This window comes from Erwinia sp. S43, assembly GCF_016624745.1.
Lineage (GTDB): Bacteria > Pseudomonadota > Gammaproteobacteria > Enterobacterales > Enterobacteriaceae > Erwinia > Erwinia coffeiphila.
In genome coordinates this window covers 280,744-298,751 of record NZ_JACVTX010000005.1, presented here as the reverse complement: position 1 = coordinate 298,751, position 18,008 = coordinate 280,744, and the positions used below count along the sequence as shown (strand labels likewise).

General features: G+C 52.3%; 17 protein-coding genes. 8 read left to right on the top strand and 9 right to left on the bottom strand.

What is annotated here, in order from left to right; genetic code table 11:
• Positions 1–110: 110 nt before the first annotated feature.
• On the bottom strand, positions 111–371 hold the full coding sequence (locus tag IBT47_RS09445; RefSeq protein ID WP_200560230.1) for a helix-turn-helix domain-containing protein: 261 nt from the start codon (positions 369–371) through the stop codon (positions 111–113).
• A gap of 114 nt (positions 372–485) precedes the next feature.
• Entirely contained in the window at positions 486–743 is a 258-nt protein-coding gene (locus tag IBT47_RS09440; RefSeq protein WP_105592551.1) for a helix-turn-helix domain-containing protein, read from the bottom strand.
• A 121-nt stretch (positions 744–864) separates the two neighbouring features.
• Between IBT47_RS09440 and IBT47_RS09435 the strand changes: the two genes are divergently transcribed.
• On the top strand, positions 865–1,176 hold the full coding sequence (locus IBT47_RS09435; RefSeq protein ID WP_105592550.1) for a helix-turn-helix transcriptional regulator: 312 nt from the start codon (positions 865–867) through the stop codon (positions 1,174–1,176).
• A 23-nt stretch (positions 1,177–1,199) separates the two neighbouring features.
• Here IBT47_RS09435 and ampH read toward each other — a convergent pair whose 3' ends face one another.
• Positions 1,200–2,324: a D-alanyl-D-alanine-carboxypeptidase/endopeptidase AmpH gene (ampH, locus tag IBT47_RS09430; protein ID WP_234471817.1), complete on the bottom strand. Its 1,125-nt coding sequence runs from the start codon at positions 2,322–2,324 to the stop codon at positions 1,200–1,202.
• Between the two features lie 363 nt (positions 2,325–2,687).
• The gene (opgB, locus tag IBT47_RS09425) at positions 2,688–4,982 is read right to left on the bottom strand and encodes a phosphatidylglycerol--membrane-oligosaccharide glycerophosphotransferase (RefSeq protein ID WP_200560273.1); all 2,295 of its coding nucleotides are present in this window, start codon (positions 4,980–4,982) and stop codon (positions 2,688–2,690) included.
• An 814-nt stretch (positions 4,983–5,796) separates the two neighbouring features.
• Between opgB and IBT47_RS09420 the strand changes: the two genes are divergently transcribed.
• A complete protein-coding gene (locus tag IBT47_RS09420; RefSeq protein WP_200560229.1) occupies positions 5,797–6,948 on the top strand; it encodes a porin in 1,152 nt (383 codons plus the stop codon).
• A gap of 52 nt (positions 6,949–7,000) precedes the next feature.
• On the opposite strand, the gene IBT47_RS09415 is transcribed toward IBT47_RS09420, so the two are convergent.
• Entirely contained in the window at positions 7,001–7,390 is a 390-nt protein-coding gene (locus IBT47_RS09415; RefSeq protein ID WP_105592547.1) for a tautomerase family protein, read from the bottom strand.
• A gap of 167 nt (positions 7,391–7,557) precedes the next feature.
• Here IBT47_RS09415 and IBT47_RS09410 point away from each other — a divergent pair, with 167 nt between their 5' ends.
• From IBT47_RS09410 to mug, 5 genes are all read left to right on the top strand, one after another.
• The gene (locus IBT47_RS09410; protein WP_200560228.1) at positions 7,558–8,478 is read left to right on the top strand and encodes a LysR family transcriptional regulator; all 921 of its coding nucleotides are present in this window, start codon (positions 7,558–7,560) and stop codon (positions 8,476–8,478) included.
• A 156-nt stretch (positions 8,479–8,634) separates the two neighbouring features.
• Positions 8,635–9,096, top strand: a complete 462-nt coding sequence (locus tag IBT47_RS09405) for a heme-degrading domain-containing protein (RefSeq protein ID WP_200560227.1) — start codon at positions 8,635–8,637, stop codon at positions 9,094–9,096.
• Between the two features lie 61 nt (positions 9,097–9,157).
• Complete coding sequence (locus tag IBT47_RS09400; RefSeq protein WP_200560226.1) at positions 9,158–10,114, top strand: WD40 repeat domain-containing protein; 957 nt, start codon at positions 9,158–9,160, stop codon at positions 10,112–10,114.
• 13 nt (positions 10,115–10,127) lie between these two features.
• Positions 10,128–11,162, top strand: a complete 1,035-nt coding sequence (locus IBT47_RS09395; protein ID WP_200560225.1) for a tartrate dehydrogenase — start codon at positions 10,128–10,130, stop codon at positions 11,160–11,162.
• Between the two features lie 54 nt (positions 11,163–11,216).
• Complete coding sequence (mug, locus tag IBT47_RS09390) at positions 11,217–11,735, top strand: G/U mismatch-specific DNA glycosylase (protein ID WP_200560224.1); 519 nt, start codon at positions 11,217–11,219, stop codon at positions 11,733–11,735.
• A gap of 74 nt (positions 11,736–11,809) precedes the next feature.
• Here the strand turns inward: mug and rpoD are convergent, their stop codons facing one another.
• The 3 genes from rpoD to rpsU all read right to left on the bottom strand — a co-directional run bounded on the left by rpoD (position 11,810) and on the right by rpsU (position 16,011).
• Positions 11,810–13,654 (bottom strand): RNA polymerase sigma factor RpoD, encoded by a 1,845-nt coding sequence (gene rpoD, locus IBT47_RS09385; protein ID WP_105592541.1) that lies wholly within the window; start codon positions 13,652–13,654, stop codon positions 11,810–11,812.
• 252 nt (positions 13,655–13,906) lie between these two features.
• On the bottom strand, positions 13,907–15,652 hold the full coding sequence (gene dnaG / locus IBT47_RS09380) for a DNA primase (protein ID WP_105592540.1): 1,746 nt from the start codon (positions 15,650–15,652) through the stop codon (positions 13,907–13,909).
• A gap of 143 nt (positions 15,653–15,795) precedes the next feature.
• Positions 15,796–16,011 (bottom strand): 30S ribosomal protein S21, encoded by a 216-nt coding sequence (gene rpsU / locus IBT47_RS09375; RefSeq protein ID WP_001144069.1) that lies wholly within the window; start codon positions 16,009–16,011, stop codon positions 15,796–15,798.
• Between the two features lie 308 nt (positions 16,012–16,319).
• Between rpsU and tsaD the strand changes: the two genes are divergently transcribed.
• Positions 16,320–17,333 carry a tRNA (adenosine(37)-N6)-threonylcarbamoyltransferase complex transferase subunit TsaD gene (gene tsaD / locus IBT47_RS09370; RefSeq protein ID WP_200543506.1) on the top strand — a complete coding sequence of 338 codons (1,014 nt, stop codon included), beginning with the start codon at positions 16,320–16,322 and terminating at the stop codon, positions 17,331–17,333.
• Between the two features lie 45 nt (positions 17,334–17,378).
• On the opposite strand, the gene plsY is transcribed toward tsaD, so the two are convergent.
• Positions 17,379–17,999 (bottom strand): glycerol-3-phosphate 1-O-acyltransferase PlsY, encoded by a 621-nt coding sequence (gene plsY, locus IBT47_RS09365; protein ID WP_105592538.1) that lies wholly within the window; start codon positions 17,997–17,999, stop codon positions 17,379–17,381.
• Positions 18,000–18,008: the final 9 nt, after the last annotated feature.

Below are 18,008 nucleotides of genomic sequence, written 5' to 3'. Positions count from 1 at the left end.
CGATCGAGTCAACCGTTCGTCCATATGATAAAAAAGAACAACTTATAGCCGGATGATGTAAGGGGCGCGTGAGAGGCTATCTGATGTGGTTTTCGTGGTAGGCGGGTGCTTTAGTTTGAGCCGTTATGGTGCTCATACCAGTGCTCTATGATGTCGGCCAGTTCATCTTCCTGTGTGTAGAAATAGCATGCGGGCACGTGCAGAATGGCTGCCAGGCGGCAAACCAGTTCAAAATCGGGTGTATGAATACCGCGCTCGTATTGGTTCATTCGGGTACTGGCGGTGGCTTCGTCAATTCCGGCTAAAATCCCCAGCTTCTGCTGCGATATCTTCATCCTTGTTCGCGCTTGTTTTAAACGTTGTGGCAGCATGTCGATCCTGACTTCTGAACAGATAACAGGATTCTCTTAGCCGCTCGAATAAAATGTACTAAGTAGAACTTAGTCTAATCGACTGGGGGCGTAACAGGGAATGCGTTTTAGCTTTTAGTGTGATTTATGCTGCGAGTACCAGGCCAGCACCAGTCTGGCAAGTTCATCTTCTACCGTATAAAAATAGCAGGATGGCACGTCCAGGATAACGGCCAGACGGCATACCAGTTCAAAATCAGGCACGTGAATACCCCGTTCGTACTGGTTCATACGGGCACTGGCTGTGGCCTCGTCAATTTGCGCTAAAACGCCCAGTTTTTGCTGCGATAGCCCTTTTCTCAGGCGAGCCTCTTTTAAACGATGTGCCAGCATAATAATCCCGGTATTGAAACAATTAACGGGATTCTCTTAGTTGCTAATGCAAATTGTACTAAGTAATACTTAGTGTTAGATTGAGCATAAAACAGGAACTCACCGACACGCAGAGGATGCTATGGCGAAAAGACAGGATATGCACAGTGCAGATATTATTGCTGCGATTAAAAAACGTAAAAATTCACTAGCGGCACTTTCGCGTGAGGTAGGGCTGAGTTCGGGGACGCTGGCGAACGCACTGAAAAAACCCTGGCCAAAAGGTGAGTTTATTATTGCCGCCGCGTTGGATATGCACCCATCGGAAATCTGGCCGAGTCGTTATTATGATAAGCGCGGGCGTCTGCTCCCGCGCGAGAAGCTTATCCGCCGCACACAGGGTGATGTTGCAGCAGATGATTCAGCATTAACTGAAGAAGGGGATGCAGAATGAAATGCATACCGAACGTAGCACAATCAGTTTGCCATAATGCTGGCGGCCAGCTGAGCGCTGCCTGACGTGTTACCAATCATCTCGGTAAGCAGGTTATTGACGCCATCACTCATTGGCGTGAAGCGGGTTTCATTCGAGCGGGCGACAACAATAAATACACCTACGCTGTACTGTGGCACCATCGCCATATAGGTAATAAAGCCGCCACCTCCACCGGTTTTTTCAATGATCCCCGGCCTGCCTTCGCGCGGAGCCATGTAAACCCATCCCATACCGAGTGCATCTGCACGACCGGGGACATCCATTCCCTCTACTTTAGTGAGCTGGCTACGCTGGTAAATCATCGTTTGTAGCCGGTCAACATGTGCGCTACGCGCCTGTACATCGGATGACAGGAATTGCTGCATCCAGCGACCCATATCATCCGGTGTGGAATAAACCCCGCCGCTGCCAATCGCAGCCAGTGAGTTATTGCACGGGCTGGGATTCTTCGCCGGGATAATTAGCCGCGCGCACTGGTCTGGAGAGGGGGTGAAAGTGGTATCTTTCATTCCCAGAGGTCGAGTGACTTTCTCCTGCAGCAGGGTCGGATAGGGTTTACCTCCGGCTTTTGCCAGGGCGTCACCCAACAGGTCAAAGGCTAAATTAGAGTAAGAAGCAACCTGACCGGGAGCTGACTTTAGCTGCGCGGTACGCAGCCATGCCCAGCGCTGGCTGTTAGTAGGCCAGGTAAACACGGGCCGCATCGCTTTACCGCCGGGTTGCTCACGGGGCAGGCCGCTGGTGTGCGTTGCAAGGTTAATCAGTCGGATGGGCTGCCCGTTCCAGGTTGGTACGCGGGCACCGGCAGGGGCGTATTTACTAAGAGGATCGTCCAGTTTGAGCCGACCTTCTTCCGCCAGTTTGACCATCAGTTCGCTACTCATCAGTTTGCTTAGCGAGGCGATACGAATCAGTGAATCTTTTGCCGGTGGCTGTTTGCTTCCGGGGCGCACTACGCCGCGGCTGGCGAAGATACGCTGGTTGGCATCAATGGCGACAATCGCCATCCCGCTGGCTTTGGTGTTATAGAAAATATTATCGGCGTAGCGATTAACCAGTTCGGAGGCCAGCAGCGGATCGGGCGTTTTCTGCGCCTGGCTTTGCATTGGCAGAGCAAGCACAGGTAAAAATATCAGGGCGTAGCGCAAAGATTTCAACGGGAAGGCTTTCCTGTGAGTGAATGGTTACTACGCCATAGTAATTTTTCTGTTTTTTACTGCAAGCCCTTCATGTGAATAAAAGTGTCACGACAGGTATCGAATGGAATCAATAGCGGGCAGGTGTTTCATTCTGGTAGGAAATAAAGCGCGGCGAATTAACAACGGTTCTGAAATAACCCCCGCGAAGGCATAAAAATACCGCCAATAGTACAAGCCGGGCGTTTGGTTAGCAGAATCTGGGTTAGTCGAAATTCCAGATTTATCATTCGATAAAATGACAAGCGCCCCCGATGTCGGGGGCGGGTTTGTTTACTGCTGTGGCGATACTTGCAGGTCGATAAGTCCAATGCCCAGTCGGCGGGCAGCAAAACCATCAACGGTACCCAGCGTTGACTCAACCGGTTCTGGAGGCACCAGAATGATACTGCGCGCACCTGAAGGGTTGCTTACCTGTAACGTCAGGGTGGTATCGCTTTCGCCCAGAGAGATCTCCTGCTGCCAGTCACCCACTTTAACGATTACCGGGCGTAATGCGTTGTTACCAAAGGCGCGCGCCGTCAGCTTCAGCTGGAACGCTTCAGGCAGAGGTTCCAGATACTGTATGGTCACTTCCGGTAGCAGATTCGCATCAGACCATCGGCCCCATGGCTCAACGTAAGACATACCGGTGATTTTCAGTACCTGCTGCGGTAGCCCTGGCAGGTTAAACAGAATACGGTCCGAGCGATATTTTAAATCGGCATCGGCGATTCGCAGGCGGGTTACGCTGCGCTGATACTGTTCGTCACTGCTGCTGTTGGTTGGGGTAAAGGTGATTTTCCCCAATGTGCTGCCCGGTTTGAGCTGTTCAATATGCGGTTTCGCATTCAGCGTGCCGTTGGCAACGCATAGCCCGTTATTCAGCGTCAGGGATTCATCCCATACGCTACCAATTTTGTAACAGCGATCGGCCCAGACAAATTTGTCATCAGGACCAAATCTCGCCAGCTGCTGTTTCAGAGGCGTTGCCAGATAGGCATCAAGCTTGGGTTCAATCTTGTCAGGCATCACCGATAAAAGCAGCGGCAGCTTAAAGTGGGAGCCGGAGAAACTGAATGTATTATTTTTGCTGTCTATTTTGTAATCCGAAATCGTTTTCGGGAAGTTCCACAACTTAATCACGTCGGGCTTCCACTCGTTGATCTTTTCTTTGATATTCAGATAAGTGGCAGAAAGTGACGTGGATGAAAGCGAACTGCGCCCCAGACCGATAAAGTTATCGCCGCCCATGGCATCCAGTACGGTCGCACCGTTATCCAGCGTACTGCGTTTGGCCGTGATAACTTTGCTGCTGACGTTGTCGCCGCGCAGCATAAAGAACAGGTCGCGACGATCGTGCTGGTTCAGGTACTTAAAGGCGGTGTTGTTCATTGCCAGGTGATCGGAGCCGACAACGATAATGGTATTTTTGAAGTACGGTGTTGCACGTATTCTTTCAATCAGCCGGGCTATATGTTCCTGACCGCAGGCGACGGCAGCAAAAGACTTATTCTCTTTTCCATCAAATGGATAGGACTTTCTCTGACAGCTGCGGGAGATGAATCCGTCTGGATGATGGGTATCCACGGTGAGCGCGAACAGTGAGAAAGGCTGATTTTTCTTCGCCAGTTCCAGATACTTATCAAAGACGATATCGAGCACGGTATCGTCGTACCAGCCCCAGTCGTTACGATAGTTCTGATCTTTCACCATGCTTTTCAATTCATTGAAACCATAAATATGGTCGAAGCCGTGGGAGGTGAAGAACAGATCTTTACCGGCAAAGCTCAGGCTGGCTCCCTGATAGAAATAGTTCTGATATCCGGACGCTTTAAGGATGTCACCCAGGCAGACGTTTTGCGGATAGAAGGTTGAAAGCGAGCTGGACGCGTTGCCATCAAAAGGAGCAAACAGCGGGATGCCGCACTGTGAGGCGACAATGCCGGCAATCGTATATTCGGTCCCGGGCAGCTGTTCCGTGTTGCTGAAATCGAGTGAGTCCGCTTTGATCTGATTCAGCTCGGGAGCCAGGCCGGGAAACGCTTTATCATCAAAGTAGGTGCGTTCCAGGCTCTCCGCGTAGATGTAAACCAGATTTGGGCGATCGCCGCGCAGGTTCTTCCCCGGCACCTTGTAGTGACTGTAAAAGTCGGAATCCCCTTTTGCGACCTGTGATTTGATCAGATCGCTAACCTGCTGGTACGCCGGTGTTGTTTTAATGGATGCCGCAGCGAGCACCAGCGCCAGCAGGCTATATAATTTGCTGTAATTATGGTTTTTACGCAGACGTAAAACCCAGGATAAAAACAGGAATAGCAATAATAACCCGACGATCAGGCCAGCAGCGGGCATAATATATTTTTGTAATCCTGCGCCACTCAGACTGCTGGTTATTGTATAGATAACCGCATCGTTAATTCCTTCACCGGTAAAGTAGTTACTGGCAAAAAGTGAAGCATTTAGAATGATATAGATGCCGAGCAGCGCCAGCACGGCAGAAAACCACAGCTTATGTTGCCCCCCCTTCCAGGTGTAGAGAGCAGCAGAAGCGACAAACAATATTAAAGATAACCATTCTGAAACCATTGGATCGATTTTACCCTGTGTATGACGCAATCCCTGTCAGGTAGCGGCGAGATGAAATGATTCGAGTGAACGAAATAATTTAACGCAGCGAATTATCTCTGGCAATAAATGGGGGGGACAGCGAAATGTGGGTGTCGGGGCCATTCAAGCCTGTCCGTTTAGGTTTTGTTTAACTTTCCCGAGAGTAAACGTAACAAATGTTAAGCAAAGCCGGTTTAACTCAGCTTGCAATGGCAGGGATATAAAACTCTTTTATATCATTAATTTATTTCTTCGTTATCTGCCATGTACTATCACAGTGTTGATGAGAGAATGCATACGGTGAGCGATTGGGTAAATATTGCTAATCTTTCTTTTCATCCTGCAATAATTACAAAACTCAGATGCGGCTCACATTCTTAATGGCTGTTTGGCACTTCTCTTTCGTTTGCGGGTAGGCGTCACATCAGCCTGTTATGATGGGAAAAGACCCACGTGAAGGAAGGGGGGACGGTCGTAATGGCGAACCCCATCTCATTCTTTACCCTGACGGCCAGGGCGATAACTTTCCGGTGTTTTGCGCGACGACAAGTGAATTTCTGCGTTATGCAGTATGATTTTTAAGCGAACAAATAATGCTATTGTTTAACTAGTATATATAGGGAGTAAGCACAAAATGATTAATTGCGATTGTTTTGAAATATATTGAAAACAAATATTGGTTATTTACTAAGAGAAAAAGCACAAAATAATAAGGTTGGTGTGTTTTATATTAGTTTTTCCAGTGTAATATTTTGTTCAATATTTATTTTCCAATATTACACAGGAATACAAGATGTTAATTAAAACACGTAAGCTTGCTCAGGCAGTGGCGCTGGGACTGATTGTGGGCAGTGCTTCTTTCGCAGCCAATGCTGAAATTACCCTTTTGAAACAAGATCCTCAGGCAGGCGATCCGCTTAGCCGCCTGAACTTTACCGTGGGCGGCAGCATTCGACCACAGTTCAACAATATGACCGGCGATGGTGATAAAGGTTCATATAAAAGAAACGGTTTTGATGGCGGTACGCGTTTCCGTTTCGCGGCAGATTATTATCTGTTCGATGATATTAGCTGGATCAGCTATTACGAACTGGGTGTGAATATTCCGGCGCTGTTCGACTGGGATAACCATCATGCCGAAGGTGCAAATAACACTTCACGTCGTATGCTATATACCGGTCTTAAAAGCGCAACCTGGGGTCAGTTGACCTTTGGTCAGCAGAACAGCGTCTACTACGATGTTGTCGGCGCTAAAACCGATATCTGGGATTACGATATGCTGGGCCAGGCACCGGGCAACGGGATTAACGGCGATTATGACGGCTCTTACCGTAGCCGTAAGATGCTGAAATACAAAAATACCCTAGGCAATACCGACTTTTACGCTTCCTATCTGTTCTCCGACAATGAATACCTGCCGGGTAATGGCCTGCGTTACAAACGTCAGGGCGGCGGCTCGCTGGGTGTGGACTACCACATCACAAAAGATCTGACCTGGGGTACGGCATGGAACTATACACGCGCTGAAATGCGCAATCCTGGCAACGGCGATGATAAATCCTACGATCAAAATATCTTCGGTACGGCACTGAGCTGGACGCCGGATAACTGGACCTTCACCGCCGGCGGTGGCTGGTATGATAATTTCCTGACCACCAAGCAGGCTAACGTTCACAACTACTTTGCCGGTGATGCGTGGGGTATCGAATATCTGGCAGGTTATACCATTCCGGTACAGCAGTACGGGCTGAAATCAGTGATGCCGTATGTGATGGGTGACCGTCTGGAGTACGTCACTGGCCGCAACTACAAGCGTATCGACAACGGTCTGGGTGTTACCTTCAAGCTGGATTACGGCTTCCGTGTTGACTACGAGCACGTCTTTACCTCAAGCACCGACAATCTGGGTGATATGAACCTGGTGCGCCTGCGCTACGACTTCTGATTTAACTGTGCTCCCCGACGGCTGTCGGGGAGCGTTTTAATCTGGATACGTCTTACAGTTCGCCGGTCAGGTACTGTGCCACGCCGTTGCCGAAACTCCAGTCACCTTTCTCATTAGTGATAAAGGTAATCATCACATCTGAAGGCAGGATACCGCAGCTCTCTTTAAACTCGCGGCACAGCTCCGCCATAAAGAACTGCTTCTGCTCGCTGCTGCGCGGGCTGGTAAATACCCGCACCATCACCAGATTATCGGTTCGCTGTAAACCCAGACCGGTATCTTCAAATACCATCTGGTAACCTTTGTTTTCGTGAACAATCTGGTAGCGATCGCGCTCCGGTACTTTAAATGCTGCCAGCACTGCACGGTGCGCGGCATCAAGCAGCGTTTTCAGCTCTGACTCGGAACGGCCCTGAATAACATCAAATTGCAGTAATGGCATAATAACCTCGACACTCTCTATTGCTGGTTTTATTGGGCCGGTTTGCTGTGCTTTTATGGAAAGCTGTCAGCCCCTCCTGCTCGTCTCTGGTGATAAATTTACCCATAAACTCCGTTGGGAAAAAGCGCTATACTTGAATTGATTATTTACTATAGTGAACAATGTCGATGAAAGAACTGAAGACCGATGCGCTCTGGACGCATCTGCACTGGCTGACGGTGCTGGCCGAGCAGGGGAGTTTTACCGCCGCGGCCGATCGGCTGGAAGTCAGTAAGGCGGCGATGTCGCAGAAGATTAAAGAGCTTGAGCAGCTGGCGGGTGTGCCGCTGGTAACGCGAACCACGCGCAGCGTACGATTGACCAGCGCGGGTGAAAAGCTGGTTGACGATTTGCGAGCGCCGTTTGCCCAGATCGAACAGAGTTTTTTCAGCGTGCGTGATTCTGCCGGACCGCTGCGTGGTCTGGTTCGGGTCACTGCACCGGTGGCATTTGCCCGCCAGCAGCTGGTGCCGCATATCACCGCATTTCTCCGCCAGCATCCGCAGGTCAGGGTACAGCTGGAGGTCTCTGACCGGCTGGTTTCTCTTGCCAGTGAAGGTTTTGATCTGGCTATTCGCCACAGTAACACCCTGCCGGAAACCCACGTCGCACTGCCGCTGTGTACGACCCGTGCGCTGGTCGTGGCATCACCGGACTATCTGGCACGCTACGGTACACCGGAGACGCCGTCGTCACTGAGCGAGCATCAGTGCCTGTATTATCCACGCGGCGTGGAACCTCCCCGCTGGAGCTTTCAGCCTCTTTCCGGTGGTGAAAGGCTGGCAGTTAACGTCAGCGGCCCGTTTGCCACCAATAACAGCGAATCGATCCGCGATGCGGCGCTGGAAGGGTTGGGGATCGCACTGCTGCCGGATTTCAGTGCGCAAGCAGCATTAAAGGAGGGGAAGCTGATTCAACTGCTGCCAGAGTGGCAAACCGTCGGGGCTTTTGCCGACATGCTTTATGTTGTGCGCCCGTGGTCGGCCCAGGTGCCGCGCGCGGTAAGTGGCTTTATCCACTGGCTGCGTGAGGCATTTTCTGCCGGGTGAGCGCTTCACTATCAAGAAGGGCATGATTGCCCTTTGTTACAGGAAATAGTTGATCTGCTTCTCAAATAAAATATTTATTTCCTTTTGTGATTTATTGGAAAAATAACTTCATTTATCCTGCAAGCCTGATTTCGTCAAACTTGCCGGAGATGTTTTATGTCAGCCATTCCCAGCCTTGAAACGCTGTTACAGCAGGAAGCCACCGTTCGCGTTAGCCAGTTTGATTTTGATACCGCATGGAAAATTGGCTCGCTAATCCGTGAGCGTGCCGTCAGTGAGAAGATGCCGGTCGCCATTGAAGTGTTCGCGTTTGGACAGGTGTTGTTCAGCACCTCGCTGAGCGGTTCGAGCGCGGAAAACCTTGAGTGGATTGCACGTAAGCGCCATACCGTCCTGCGCAATGCCCACTCCTCGCTCTACACCCAGGAGCTGAATAAGTCAAAGGGCACGCCGATGTCCGAGATGAACTACATGGACCCTGAGCGTTACACCGACAGCGGCGGCAGCTTCCCGATCTTGTTGGGTAACGGCGGCGTGATTGGCACGGTCACCGTCAGCGGTTTGCCTTCTCATGAAGATCATGCGCTGGCCGTCTGGGCCATCCAGCAGGTGCTCTGAACCCTCATCGTGTAGCCGGATGAACTACCCTTATAGTGTGATAAAACTAAGGGGTATCTGTATGCCGCTAACCGATCGCCAGTTTGGCCTGATTGCCGTTGATAAGCAGGGCAGCAATGTCCTGTTTATCAATCCGCAGACCTTTGCCGTAGATCGCGAGCTTAACGCTTTTCCACCCCGTCCTCATGAGTTGCTGATCCTGCCCAAACAGCGCAAGGCCTGGGTGCCGATCTACGGTGATGGCATCCACGGCGATAACCCCCATCCTGGTCATAAAATCGCGGTTATCGATCTGGCATCTCGTGAGCTGACGGGATTTATCGATATCAGTCCGCTGGAGTCGCCGCATACCGGGCGGTTGGGTAGTGATGGTTACGTCTATATGTGTTGTGAAAATAGCGCGACGATTCTGATACTCGATCCGGAAAGTGAACGGATGATCGGTCATATTCCGCTGACTTCATACAACAGCCACCGACTGACTATTTTGCCGTCCGGGCGTAAATTATTTACCGATAATGAAGAGGATGCGACGATTACCGTCGTCGGACTGGCTAACGGCAGAGGTGAGGTGCTGGATAATATTCTGATGCCGGGGCCCATCAGCGGTATTGCCGCCTCGCCGCTCTATCCTTATTTGGTCGCTACCGATGCGCGGCGACCGCTGCTCTATGTGGTTGATGCGCAGAGCCATCGTATTCGGCAGCATCTGCCGCTGAACGGCCACAATAAAGCAGCACAAATTACCCGCTTCAGCGAAGATGGTTCCCTGCTGGTGGTCATTGGCGATAGCGAGCCCGTTATCAGCCTGTATGATGCCACCCTGAATCCACTCGGGCAGATTGCCGTCGGCCATAAACCCATGGATGGCTGCTTCAGCCCGGACAACAGCCAGCTGCTCATCGCAAACGAAGATGACGGTACGCTGAGCGTGATCGATCTGGCCAGCAGGCAGGTGATTGCCACGCCGTCGGTCGGCCGCGGCTGTGAAGTGCTGAGCTATTTTGCCCTGAATTAACCTAAGGAGAGTCATGAAAAGCTATCAAGTGGCGTTGATCCCCGGAGACGGTATCGGCGTGGATGTGACTGATGCAGCCTGGCAGGTACTGGAACACAGCGCGGCTAAGTTTGATTTTTCCCTCAGCGGTGAGCGCTTCCCGTGGTCCTGTGAGTACTATCTTGAGCACGGTGAGATGATGCCGAAAGACGGCATCGATAAGCTGCGCCAGTTCGATGCCGTACTGCTGGGTGCCGTAGGCTGGCCGGAAAAAGTGCCTGATAGCGTGTCATTACATGGCCTGCTGTTGCCCATCCGCAAGCAGTTCGATCTGTTTGCCAATGTCCGCCCCCACCGCCTGCTGCCCGGTGTAGAAGGCCCGTTGCGTAGAGGTGATTTCGATATCCTCTGCATTCGTGAAAATACCGAAGGCGAGTACAGCGGGGCTGGTGGTCGCATTCACCAGGGAACGGCGGATGAGGTTGCGGTTGAAACCTCTATTTTCACCCGGCGTGGCGTTGAACGCATCCTGCGTTTCGGATTTGAGGCGGCGCGCAAGCGCAGCAAGCGTCTGGCATCGGTGACCAAATCCAACGCGCAGAAGTTCACCATGGTGATGTGGGATGAAGTCACTGAGGAGATCGCGAAGGAATATCCTGACGTCAGCGTAACCCGTTATCATATTGACGCCATTGCAGCCCGCATGGTGATGAACCCGGAAACCCTGGATGTCATTGTTGCCTCCAATCTGTTCGGCGATATTCTGACCGATTTAGGGGCGGCGATTCAGGGCGGACTGGGCTATGCTGCTTCAGCCAACCTTAATCCGAATCCGGGTGTACCCTCGATGTTCGAACCGGTACACGGTTCCGCTCCGGATATTGCCGGTCAGGGGATCGCCAATCCGATTGCGGCGATCTGGTCTGCGGCGCTGATGCTGGAGCATCTGGGTGAAACCAAGGCGGCTGATGCTATTCTGCATGCCGTTGAAGCGGTTACCGCAGAAGCAAAAGTGAACGGTGGGTTAACAACGGCGGAAATCACCGCAGCGGTGATCGCCGCTATCTGATTTCAATCCGGGCCTCTTTAATCAGGAGGCCCGTCTGAAAGGAGCCTTTGCTGTATGGAAGCGCACGGTATTACCGATATTATTCAGCCCGGTCTGCGGGTGTTGTTCTGTGGTATCAACCCCGGAAAATCTTCAGCTCATACCGGCTTTCACTTTGCCCATCCCGGTAACCGATTCTGGAAAACTATCTTTCAGGCAGGATTTACCCTGAGCCAGCTCAAACCCGAACAGGAACAGCGGCTGCTGGAAACCGGCTGCGGCATTACTATGCTGGTGGAGCGTCCGACCGTACTGGCCAGCGAGCTTGCGGGCAACGAACTGCGTGACGGCGGGCTGGCGCTGAGGGAAAAAATCGAACGCTATCGACCGGCGGCGCTGGCCGTTTTGGGAAAACAGGCCTATCAGCAGGCCTTTCGCCGCAGCAAAGTGGAGTGGGGCAAGCAGCCGGAGTTAATCGGTGATACGGAGGTCTGGGTTCTGCCTAATCCCAGCGGGCTGAATCGTGCTTCGCAGGAAGAAATGAGTGCTGCCTATGCGGCGCTGGAGCAGGCGCTGACGGCGCGCGGCGTTTGAACGATTAAAAAGAGAAAAGCCCCACTAAAAAAAATGGCCCCGTAAAGGGGCCATTCTGTTACGCGATGCTTCGATTAATCATCGAGGAAGCTGCGCAGCACTTCGGAGCGGCTTGGGTGACGCAGCTTGCGCAGCGCCTTCGCTTCGATCTGACGGATACGCTCACGCGTTACGTCAAACTGCTTGCCCACTTCTTCCAGCGTGTGGTCGGTATTCATATCAATACCAAAACGCATACGCAGAACTTTCGCTTCGCGGGCCGTCAGGCCTGCCAGCACGTCGTGGGTGGCAGAACGCAGGCTCTCAGAGGTGGCAGAGTCCAGCGGCAGCTCCAGCGTGGTATCTTCGATAAAATCACCCAGATGCGAATCTTCATCATCACCAATTGGTGTCTCCATGGAGATTGGCTCTTTGGCAATTTTCAGCACCTTGCGGATTTTATCTTCCGGCATCAGCATACGCTCAGCCAGTTCTTCCGGCGTCGGCTCACGTCCCATTTCCTGCAGCATCTGACGGGAGATACGGTTGAGCTTGTTAATTGTCTCAATCATATGCACCGGGATACGGATGGTACGCGCCTGGTCAGCGATAGAACGAGTAATCGCCTGACGAATCCACCATGTCGCATAAGTCGAGAACTTATAACCACGACGGTATTCAAACTTATCTACCGCTTTCATCAGGCCGATATTACCTTCCTGAATCAGGTCGAGGAATTGCAGACCACGGTTGGTGTATTTCTTCGCGATAGAGATAACCAGACGCAGGTTAGCCTCAACCATCTCTTTTTTCGCACGGCGGGCTTTCGCTTCACCGATAGACATACGACGGTTGATATCTTTTACCTGCTCGATAGTCAGACCGGTTTCTTCTTCAATCTGTTGCAGCTTCTGCAGACTGCGATAGACATCTTCAGAAACGTCGTTCAGCTTCTCTGACCACGGTTTGTTCATCGCCAGTGCGGCTTTGAACCAGGTTTCGCTGGTTTCATTACCGGTGAACAGAGTGATGAAGTTTTTCTTCGGCATCTTACACAGTTCAACACACAGCTTCATGATCAGACGTTCTTGAGTACGAACGCGGTCCATCATGGTACGCATGTTGTTAACCAGGTAGTCGAACTGCTTCGGTACCAGGCGGAACTGCTTGAACACGTCGGAAAGGTTCTGAATTTCAGCGATAGCATCAGCGTGGCTGCGGCTCTTCGCTTTAATCACAGTGCGAGTGGCTTCATACTGCACGCGCAGATCGTTAAACTTCTCACGGGCCAGTTCAGGGTCGATGCTGTTGTCATCTTCCGAACTGTCGTCGTCAGACTCTTCGTCTTCATCTTCGTCGTCATCACGCTCTTCTTCAGAGAGTTCAGAACCGACGTGCGTTGCCGTTGGGGCCAGATCTTCTTCAGCATTTGGATCGACAAAGCCGATAATCAGATCGGACAGGCGTGCTTCACCTGCTTCTACGCGATCGTACTGTTCCAGCAGATAGGTAATGGCTTCAGGATATTCCGCGACGGAGCACTGAACCTGGTTGATACCATCTTCAATGCGTTTTGCGATATCGATCTCGCCTTCGCGCGTTAACAGCTCAACGGTACCCATTTCGCGCATGTACATACGCACCGGGTCGGTTGTACGACCGATTTCAGATTCAACGCTGGATAAGACCTGAGCGGCGGCTTCCGCAGCGTCTTCATCGGTGTCGGTGCTGTTTTCGTTCAGCATCAGATCATCGGCATCGGGTGCTTCTTCTACCACCTGGATGCCCATGTCGTTGATCATCTGGATGATGTCTTCGATCTGATCGGAGTCGACGATATCTTCCGGCAGATGGTCATTGACCTCGGCATAGGTCAGATAGCCTTGCTCCTTACCACGGGTGACAAGAAGTTTCAGCTGTGACTGCGGGTTTTGCTCCATAAGACGGTATCCACACTTCTGTTAAATTAGATTGGTGTCGGTCGGCTAACATGCCAACAATAACAGTGAGGGCGTTTGGATTATTGCCGCTGCCCATCGTGGCGGCTGTCAGGGTCAACCTGACGGATAATCGGCACCTAAGCCGCTGAGATCTCGTTTCGAAGCTCGCGCTTCTGAATTCTGTCGTTTAAGGGGATGAGCAATAAAAATGTCACCCGCTGTCAATAATCTGTAGTGTAGCCAATATGGCTTTTACTGCTTTTTCAGCGCCTGGCTTAGCGCCCATAATTCGCGGCGCTCTTCGGCATTCAGCCCGTGAGTGCGGTCGCGGGCGATGAGCTCTTCAAGCCGACGCTCAAGTGCGGCATCGTACATGCTGGCCAGCGCATCCTGAAACATGGTGTCGACTTCGTCATCAACAATCATATGGTTCCAGGTTGCCAGCGTTTCAAGGCTCTGGCTAAATTTTGTTCCGCGATATAACTCTAGTAGCTGTCCGGTGGTCAGGCCAGGGTGAGCAACGCAAGTACTCACTAATTCTACAAAGAGCGGGAATCCTGCGACCTCTGATTGCTCCAGTCCTTCAAGGGAAGGGACCATGGCACCCAGATGCGGATTCTGCACCAGCAGCCCAATAAGTATACGCATGGTTGTGCGTTTTAGCTGGGGCTGCGCGGGCTGTATAGCATTTTCGGCCTTACCGGGCATCAGTTTCTCAAGCTGGCTGTCGTCAAGAATGCCCAACTTATTGCCCAGCTCCTGGCGCAAATAGATGCGCAGCGTTTCACCTGGCACCTGGCTTATCAGCGGCAGCGCAAGGGTACTGAGCTGGGCACGGCCATCAGGAGAACGTAGATCAACCTGCGGCATCAGCGTATCAAACAGAAACCCTGACAGCGGCATGGCCTGCTCCATCCGGGCCTCAAACGCTTCTTTGCCCTCTTTACGAATCAGCGTATCCGGGTCTTCACCGTCGGGCAGAAACATAAAGCGTAGCTGACGCCCGTCGTTCATGTAAGGCAGAGCCGTTTCCAGTGCGCGCCAGGCGGCTTCACGCCCCGCCCGGTCACCGTCGTAGCAGCAAATGACCGTATCGGTGGTGCGGAACAACAGCTGTATATGCTCTGCCGTGGTTGAGGTTCCCAGTGACGCAACGGCGTAATCCACGCCAAACTGCGCCAGGGCAACCACATCCATATAACCTTCAACAACCAGCAGTTTCGCCGGTTCAGGATGATTCTTTTGCGCTTCATACAGACCGTAAAGCTGACGGCCTTTATGGAAAATATCGGTTTCCGGTGAGTTCAGATACTTCGGCATCCCGTCGCCAAGTACGCGGCCACCGAAGCCAATCACCCGTCCACGCTTGTCGTGGATGGGGAACATCACGCGTTCACGAAAGCGGTCGTAGCTGCGACCCTGATCGTTAGTGACCAGCATTCCGGCATCGATCAGCGTTTGCTTATCATCCGGATTACGGCCAAAACGCTTTAAGGCGTTGTCCCAACCCGCAGGAGCAAAGCCGATAGAAAAGTGCTGTATAACATCATCGCTCAACCCGCGCTGTGCCAGATAATCACGTGCGCCAGCGGCCTGGTTTTGAGACAGCGACTGCTGATAGAAATCCCGCAGGCCGGTCATCAGCTGATAAAGACTTTGACGCTGGTGGCGCTCAAGCTGACTGGGGCCAGAACCGCTTTCGTACGGCACTTCCAGGCCATAGGCCGTCGCCAGTTCTTCAATGCTTTCGACAAACTCCAGACGGTCGTAATTCATCAGGAAGTCGATGGCGTTACCGTGCGCGCCACAGCCAAAACAGTGATAAAACTGCTTTTCGCCGTTTACGGTGAAGGAGGGGGTTTTCTCATTATGAAAAGGACAGCATGCGTGATAATTTTTACCCTGCTTTTTTAGCTTAACGCGAGCATCGATAAGATCCACGATGTCCGTGCGGGCCAATAAGTCATTGATAAAAACACGCGGAATGCGTCCAGCCATAAATCCCCTTCGAATGCTGCCCTGAGAATAATCCGTTATTCACTTATGGCTATAAACGAGAACAAGCCGCGCATTCCTTTCGGAAAGCACGGCCTGATAACTACTAACTTGTCTGTGAAACGTGAGGGCGAACCCTCAGGAAATTAGTACAGACGAGTGCGGCGTGCGTTTTCGCGAGCCAGTTTCTTCGCGTGGCGTTTTACTGCAGACGCTTTAGCGCGCTTACGTTCGGTAGTAGGTTTTTCATAAAACTCACGACGACGAACTTCAGCCAGAACGCCTGCTTTCTCGCAAGAACGCTTGAAGCGACGCAGTGCTACGTCAAATGGCTCGTTTTCACGTACTTTAATTACCGGCATGTAACTCTCACCTCGGATAAATTCGGTTTTGCCGCTGGCATCAGTGCCAGCTCATTTCAAAATGGTGCGGAATTTTACTCCAACACAGGCTGCGTTGTAAAGCACCATAGCATAAAGTAACCAACAGATGCGCCTGTGCGGCTGCCGGCTTTTTTCAGGGGGCAGATTATACATCAAACAGGCATCGGCGGTGGGAAAAAATTCACCTTTTGCACAACAGTTAACCACAGGAAGGTTAAAATTGCCGCCGTTAAAAGCCCGCTCGTGCTACACTGCGCGCCGCAAGAATTGAGGTAAAAAAGACAGCCATGCGTGTTCTCGGAATTGAAACATCCTGCGATGAAACCGGCATTGCCATTTACGACGATGCTGCGGGTTTGCTCGCTAATCAACTTTACAGCCAGGTCAAACTGCACGCTGACTACGGCGGCGTGGTGCCTGAACTGGCTTCGCGCGACCACGTGCGTAAAACCGTTCCACTGATCCAGGCCGCGCTGCGTGAAGCCGGGCTACAGGCGCAGGATATCGACGCCGTTGCCTATACCGCGGGTCCGGGACTGGTTGGTGCGCTGCTGGTGGGAGCAACCATTGGCCGTTCGCTGGCCTTCGCGTGGGATGTTCCGGCAATCGCCGTGCATCACATGGAAGGGCACCTGTTAGCGCCGATGCTGGAAGATAATCCGCCGGAATTCCCGTTTGTTGCACTGCTGGTTTCCGGTGGTCACACCCAGCTTATCAGCGTCACCGGTATCGGCGAATATACGCTGATGGGTGAATCGATTGACGATGCCGCCGGTGAAGCCTTTGATAAAACCGCTAAGCTGCTGGGGTTGGATTATCCCGGCGGGCCGATGCTGTCGAAAATGGCGCAGCAGGGCGTAGAAAAGCGTTTTGTTTTCCCGCGACCGATGACCGATCGCCCGGGGCTGGACTTCAGCTTCTCCGGCCTGAAAACCTTCGCGGCCAACACCATTCGGGATAATGACGATAGCGACCAGACCCGTGCCGATATTGCGCGCGCGTTTGAGGATGCGGTGGTGGATACACTGGCGATAAAATGCCGCCGTGCGCTGGATGAAAGCGGGTTTAAGCGTCTGGTGATTGCCGGCGGCGTGAGCGCTAACCGTACGTTGCGCAGCAAACTGGCGGAAATGATGCAAAAACGCGGCGGCGAAGTGTTTTACGCCCGGCCTGAGTTTTGTACCGACAACGGCGCGATGATCGCCTATGCGGGCATGGTACGCCTTAAAGGCGGGACTTACGCCGGGCTGAACGTGACCGTGCGCCCTCGCTGGCCGCTGGCGGAACTGCCGGCGATTTAAGCCTGACCGCCTGAAATCGCTGTATTTCAGGCTGGCTATTCAACATTACGGCTGGGGTTTATCCTGGCCGTTTTTCTTTTTCTTCTTCCAGATTTTATTTTCCTGGCCGCGCCACAGGCGCTGGATATTGTCATGATGCCGCAGCAGGATCAGGCAGGAGAGCATGGCGACCGGGAAGGTGAACTGCGGTTTGAACCACCAGACATAAAACGGCGCAATCAGTGCGCTGATAATCGCCCCCAATGACGAATATCCACTCAGCAGTACGGTCAGCAGCCAGGTACCGGTCATCAGGCCGGTCAGATCCCAACCGATGGGTGCAATGGCTCCGAATGCCGTCGCCACGCCTTTGCCGCCTTTGAAATGGAAGAAAACAGGGTAGATATGGCCGAGGCAGGCCGCAATCGCGGTCAGGCCAAGGTAGAGCGGCGTAATGCCCTGACTGTAGGCCAGCCAAACCGGCAGCATACCTTTGAGAACATCAAAAACCAGTACCGTCGCCGCCGCAGCTTTTCCGCCTAATCGCAGTACGTTGGTGGCACCCGGGTTGCCCGATCCATTTTGGCGTGGGTCCGGCAATCCGAACAGTCGGCAGACCAAAATCGCGCTGGAGATGGAGCCACACAGATACGCGAAAAGGATCATGCCAAGCGCGAATACACTCATAACACCGTT

Excerpts from the sequence above, each read along its gene's own strand:
- IBT47_RS09445 (WP_200560230.1), bottom strand. The coding sequence starts at position 371 with ATGCTGCCACAACGTTTAAAACAAGCGCGAACAAGGATGAAGATATCG.
- IBT47_RS09440 (WP_105592551.1), bottom strand. The coding sequence starts at position 743 with ATGCTGGCACATCGTTTAAAAGAGGCTCGCCTGAGAAAAGGGCTATCG.
- IBT47_RS09435 (WP_105592550.1), top strand. The coding sequence starts at position 865 with ATGGCGAAAAGACAGGATATGCACAGTGCAGATATTATTGCTGCGATT.
- ampH (WP_234471817.1), bottom strand. The coding sequence starts at position 2,324 with ATGCAAAGCCAGGCGCAGAAAACGCCCGATCCGCTGCTGGCCTCCGAA.
- opgB (WP_200560273.1), bottom strand. The coding sequence starts at position 4,982 with ATGGTTTCAGAATGGTTATCTTTAATATTGTTTGTCGCTTCTGCTGCT.
- IBT47_RS09420 (WP_200560229.1), top strand. The coding sequence starts at position 5,797 with ATGTTAATTAAAACACGTAAGCTTGCTCAGGCAGTGGCGCTGGGACTG.
- IBT47_RS09415 (WP_105592547.1), bottom strand. The coding sequence starts at position 7,390 with ATGCCATTACTGCAATTTGATGTTATTCAGGGCCGTTCCGAGTCAGAG.
- IBT47_RS09410 (WP_200560228.1), top strand. The coding sequence starts at position 7,558 with ATGAAAGAACTGAAGACCGATGCGCTCTGGACGCATCTGCACTGGCTG.
- IBT47_RS09405 (WP_200560227.1), top strand. The coding sequence starts at position 8,635 with ATGTCAGCCATTCCCAGCCTTGAAACGCTGTTACAGCAGGAAGCCACC.
- IBT47_RS09400 (WP_200560226.1), top strand. The coding sequence starts at position 9,158 with ATGCCGCTAACCGATCGCCAGTTTGGCCTGATTGCCGTTGATAAGCAG.
- IBT47_RS09395 (WP_200560225.1), top strand. The coding sequence starts at position 10,128 with ATGAAAAGCTATCAAGTGGCGTTGATCCCCGGAGACGGTATCGGCGTG.
- mug (WP_200560224.1), top strand. The coding sequence starts at position 11,217 with ATGGAAGCGCACGGTATTACCGATATTATTCAGCCCGGTCTGCGGGTG.
- rpoD (WP_105592541.1), bottom strand. The coding sequence starts at position 13,654 with ATGGAGCAAAACCCGCAGTCACAGCTGAAACTTCTTGTCACCCGTGGT.
- dnaG (WP_105592540.1), bottom strand. The coding sequence starts at position 15,652 with ATGGCTGGACGCATTCCGCGTGTTTTTATCAATGACTTATTGGCCCGC.
- rpsU (WP_001144069.1), bottom strand. The coding sequence starts at position 16,011 with ATGCCGGTAATTAAAGTACGTGAAAACGAGCCATTTGACGTAGCACTG.
- tsaD (WP_200543506.1), top strand. The coding sequence starts at position 16,320 with ATGCGTGTTCTCGGAATTGAAACATCCTGCGATGAAACCGGCATTGCC.
- plsY (WP_105592538.1), bottom strand. The coding sequence starts at position 17,999 with ATGAGTGTATTCGCGCTTGGCATGATCCTTTTCGCGTATCTGTGTGGC.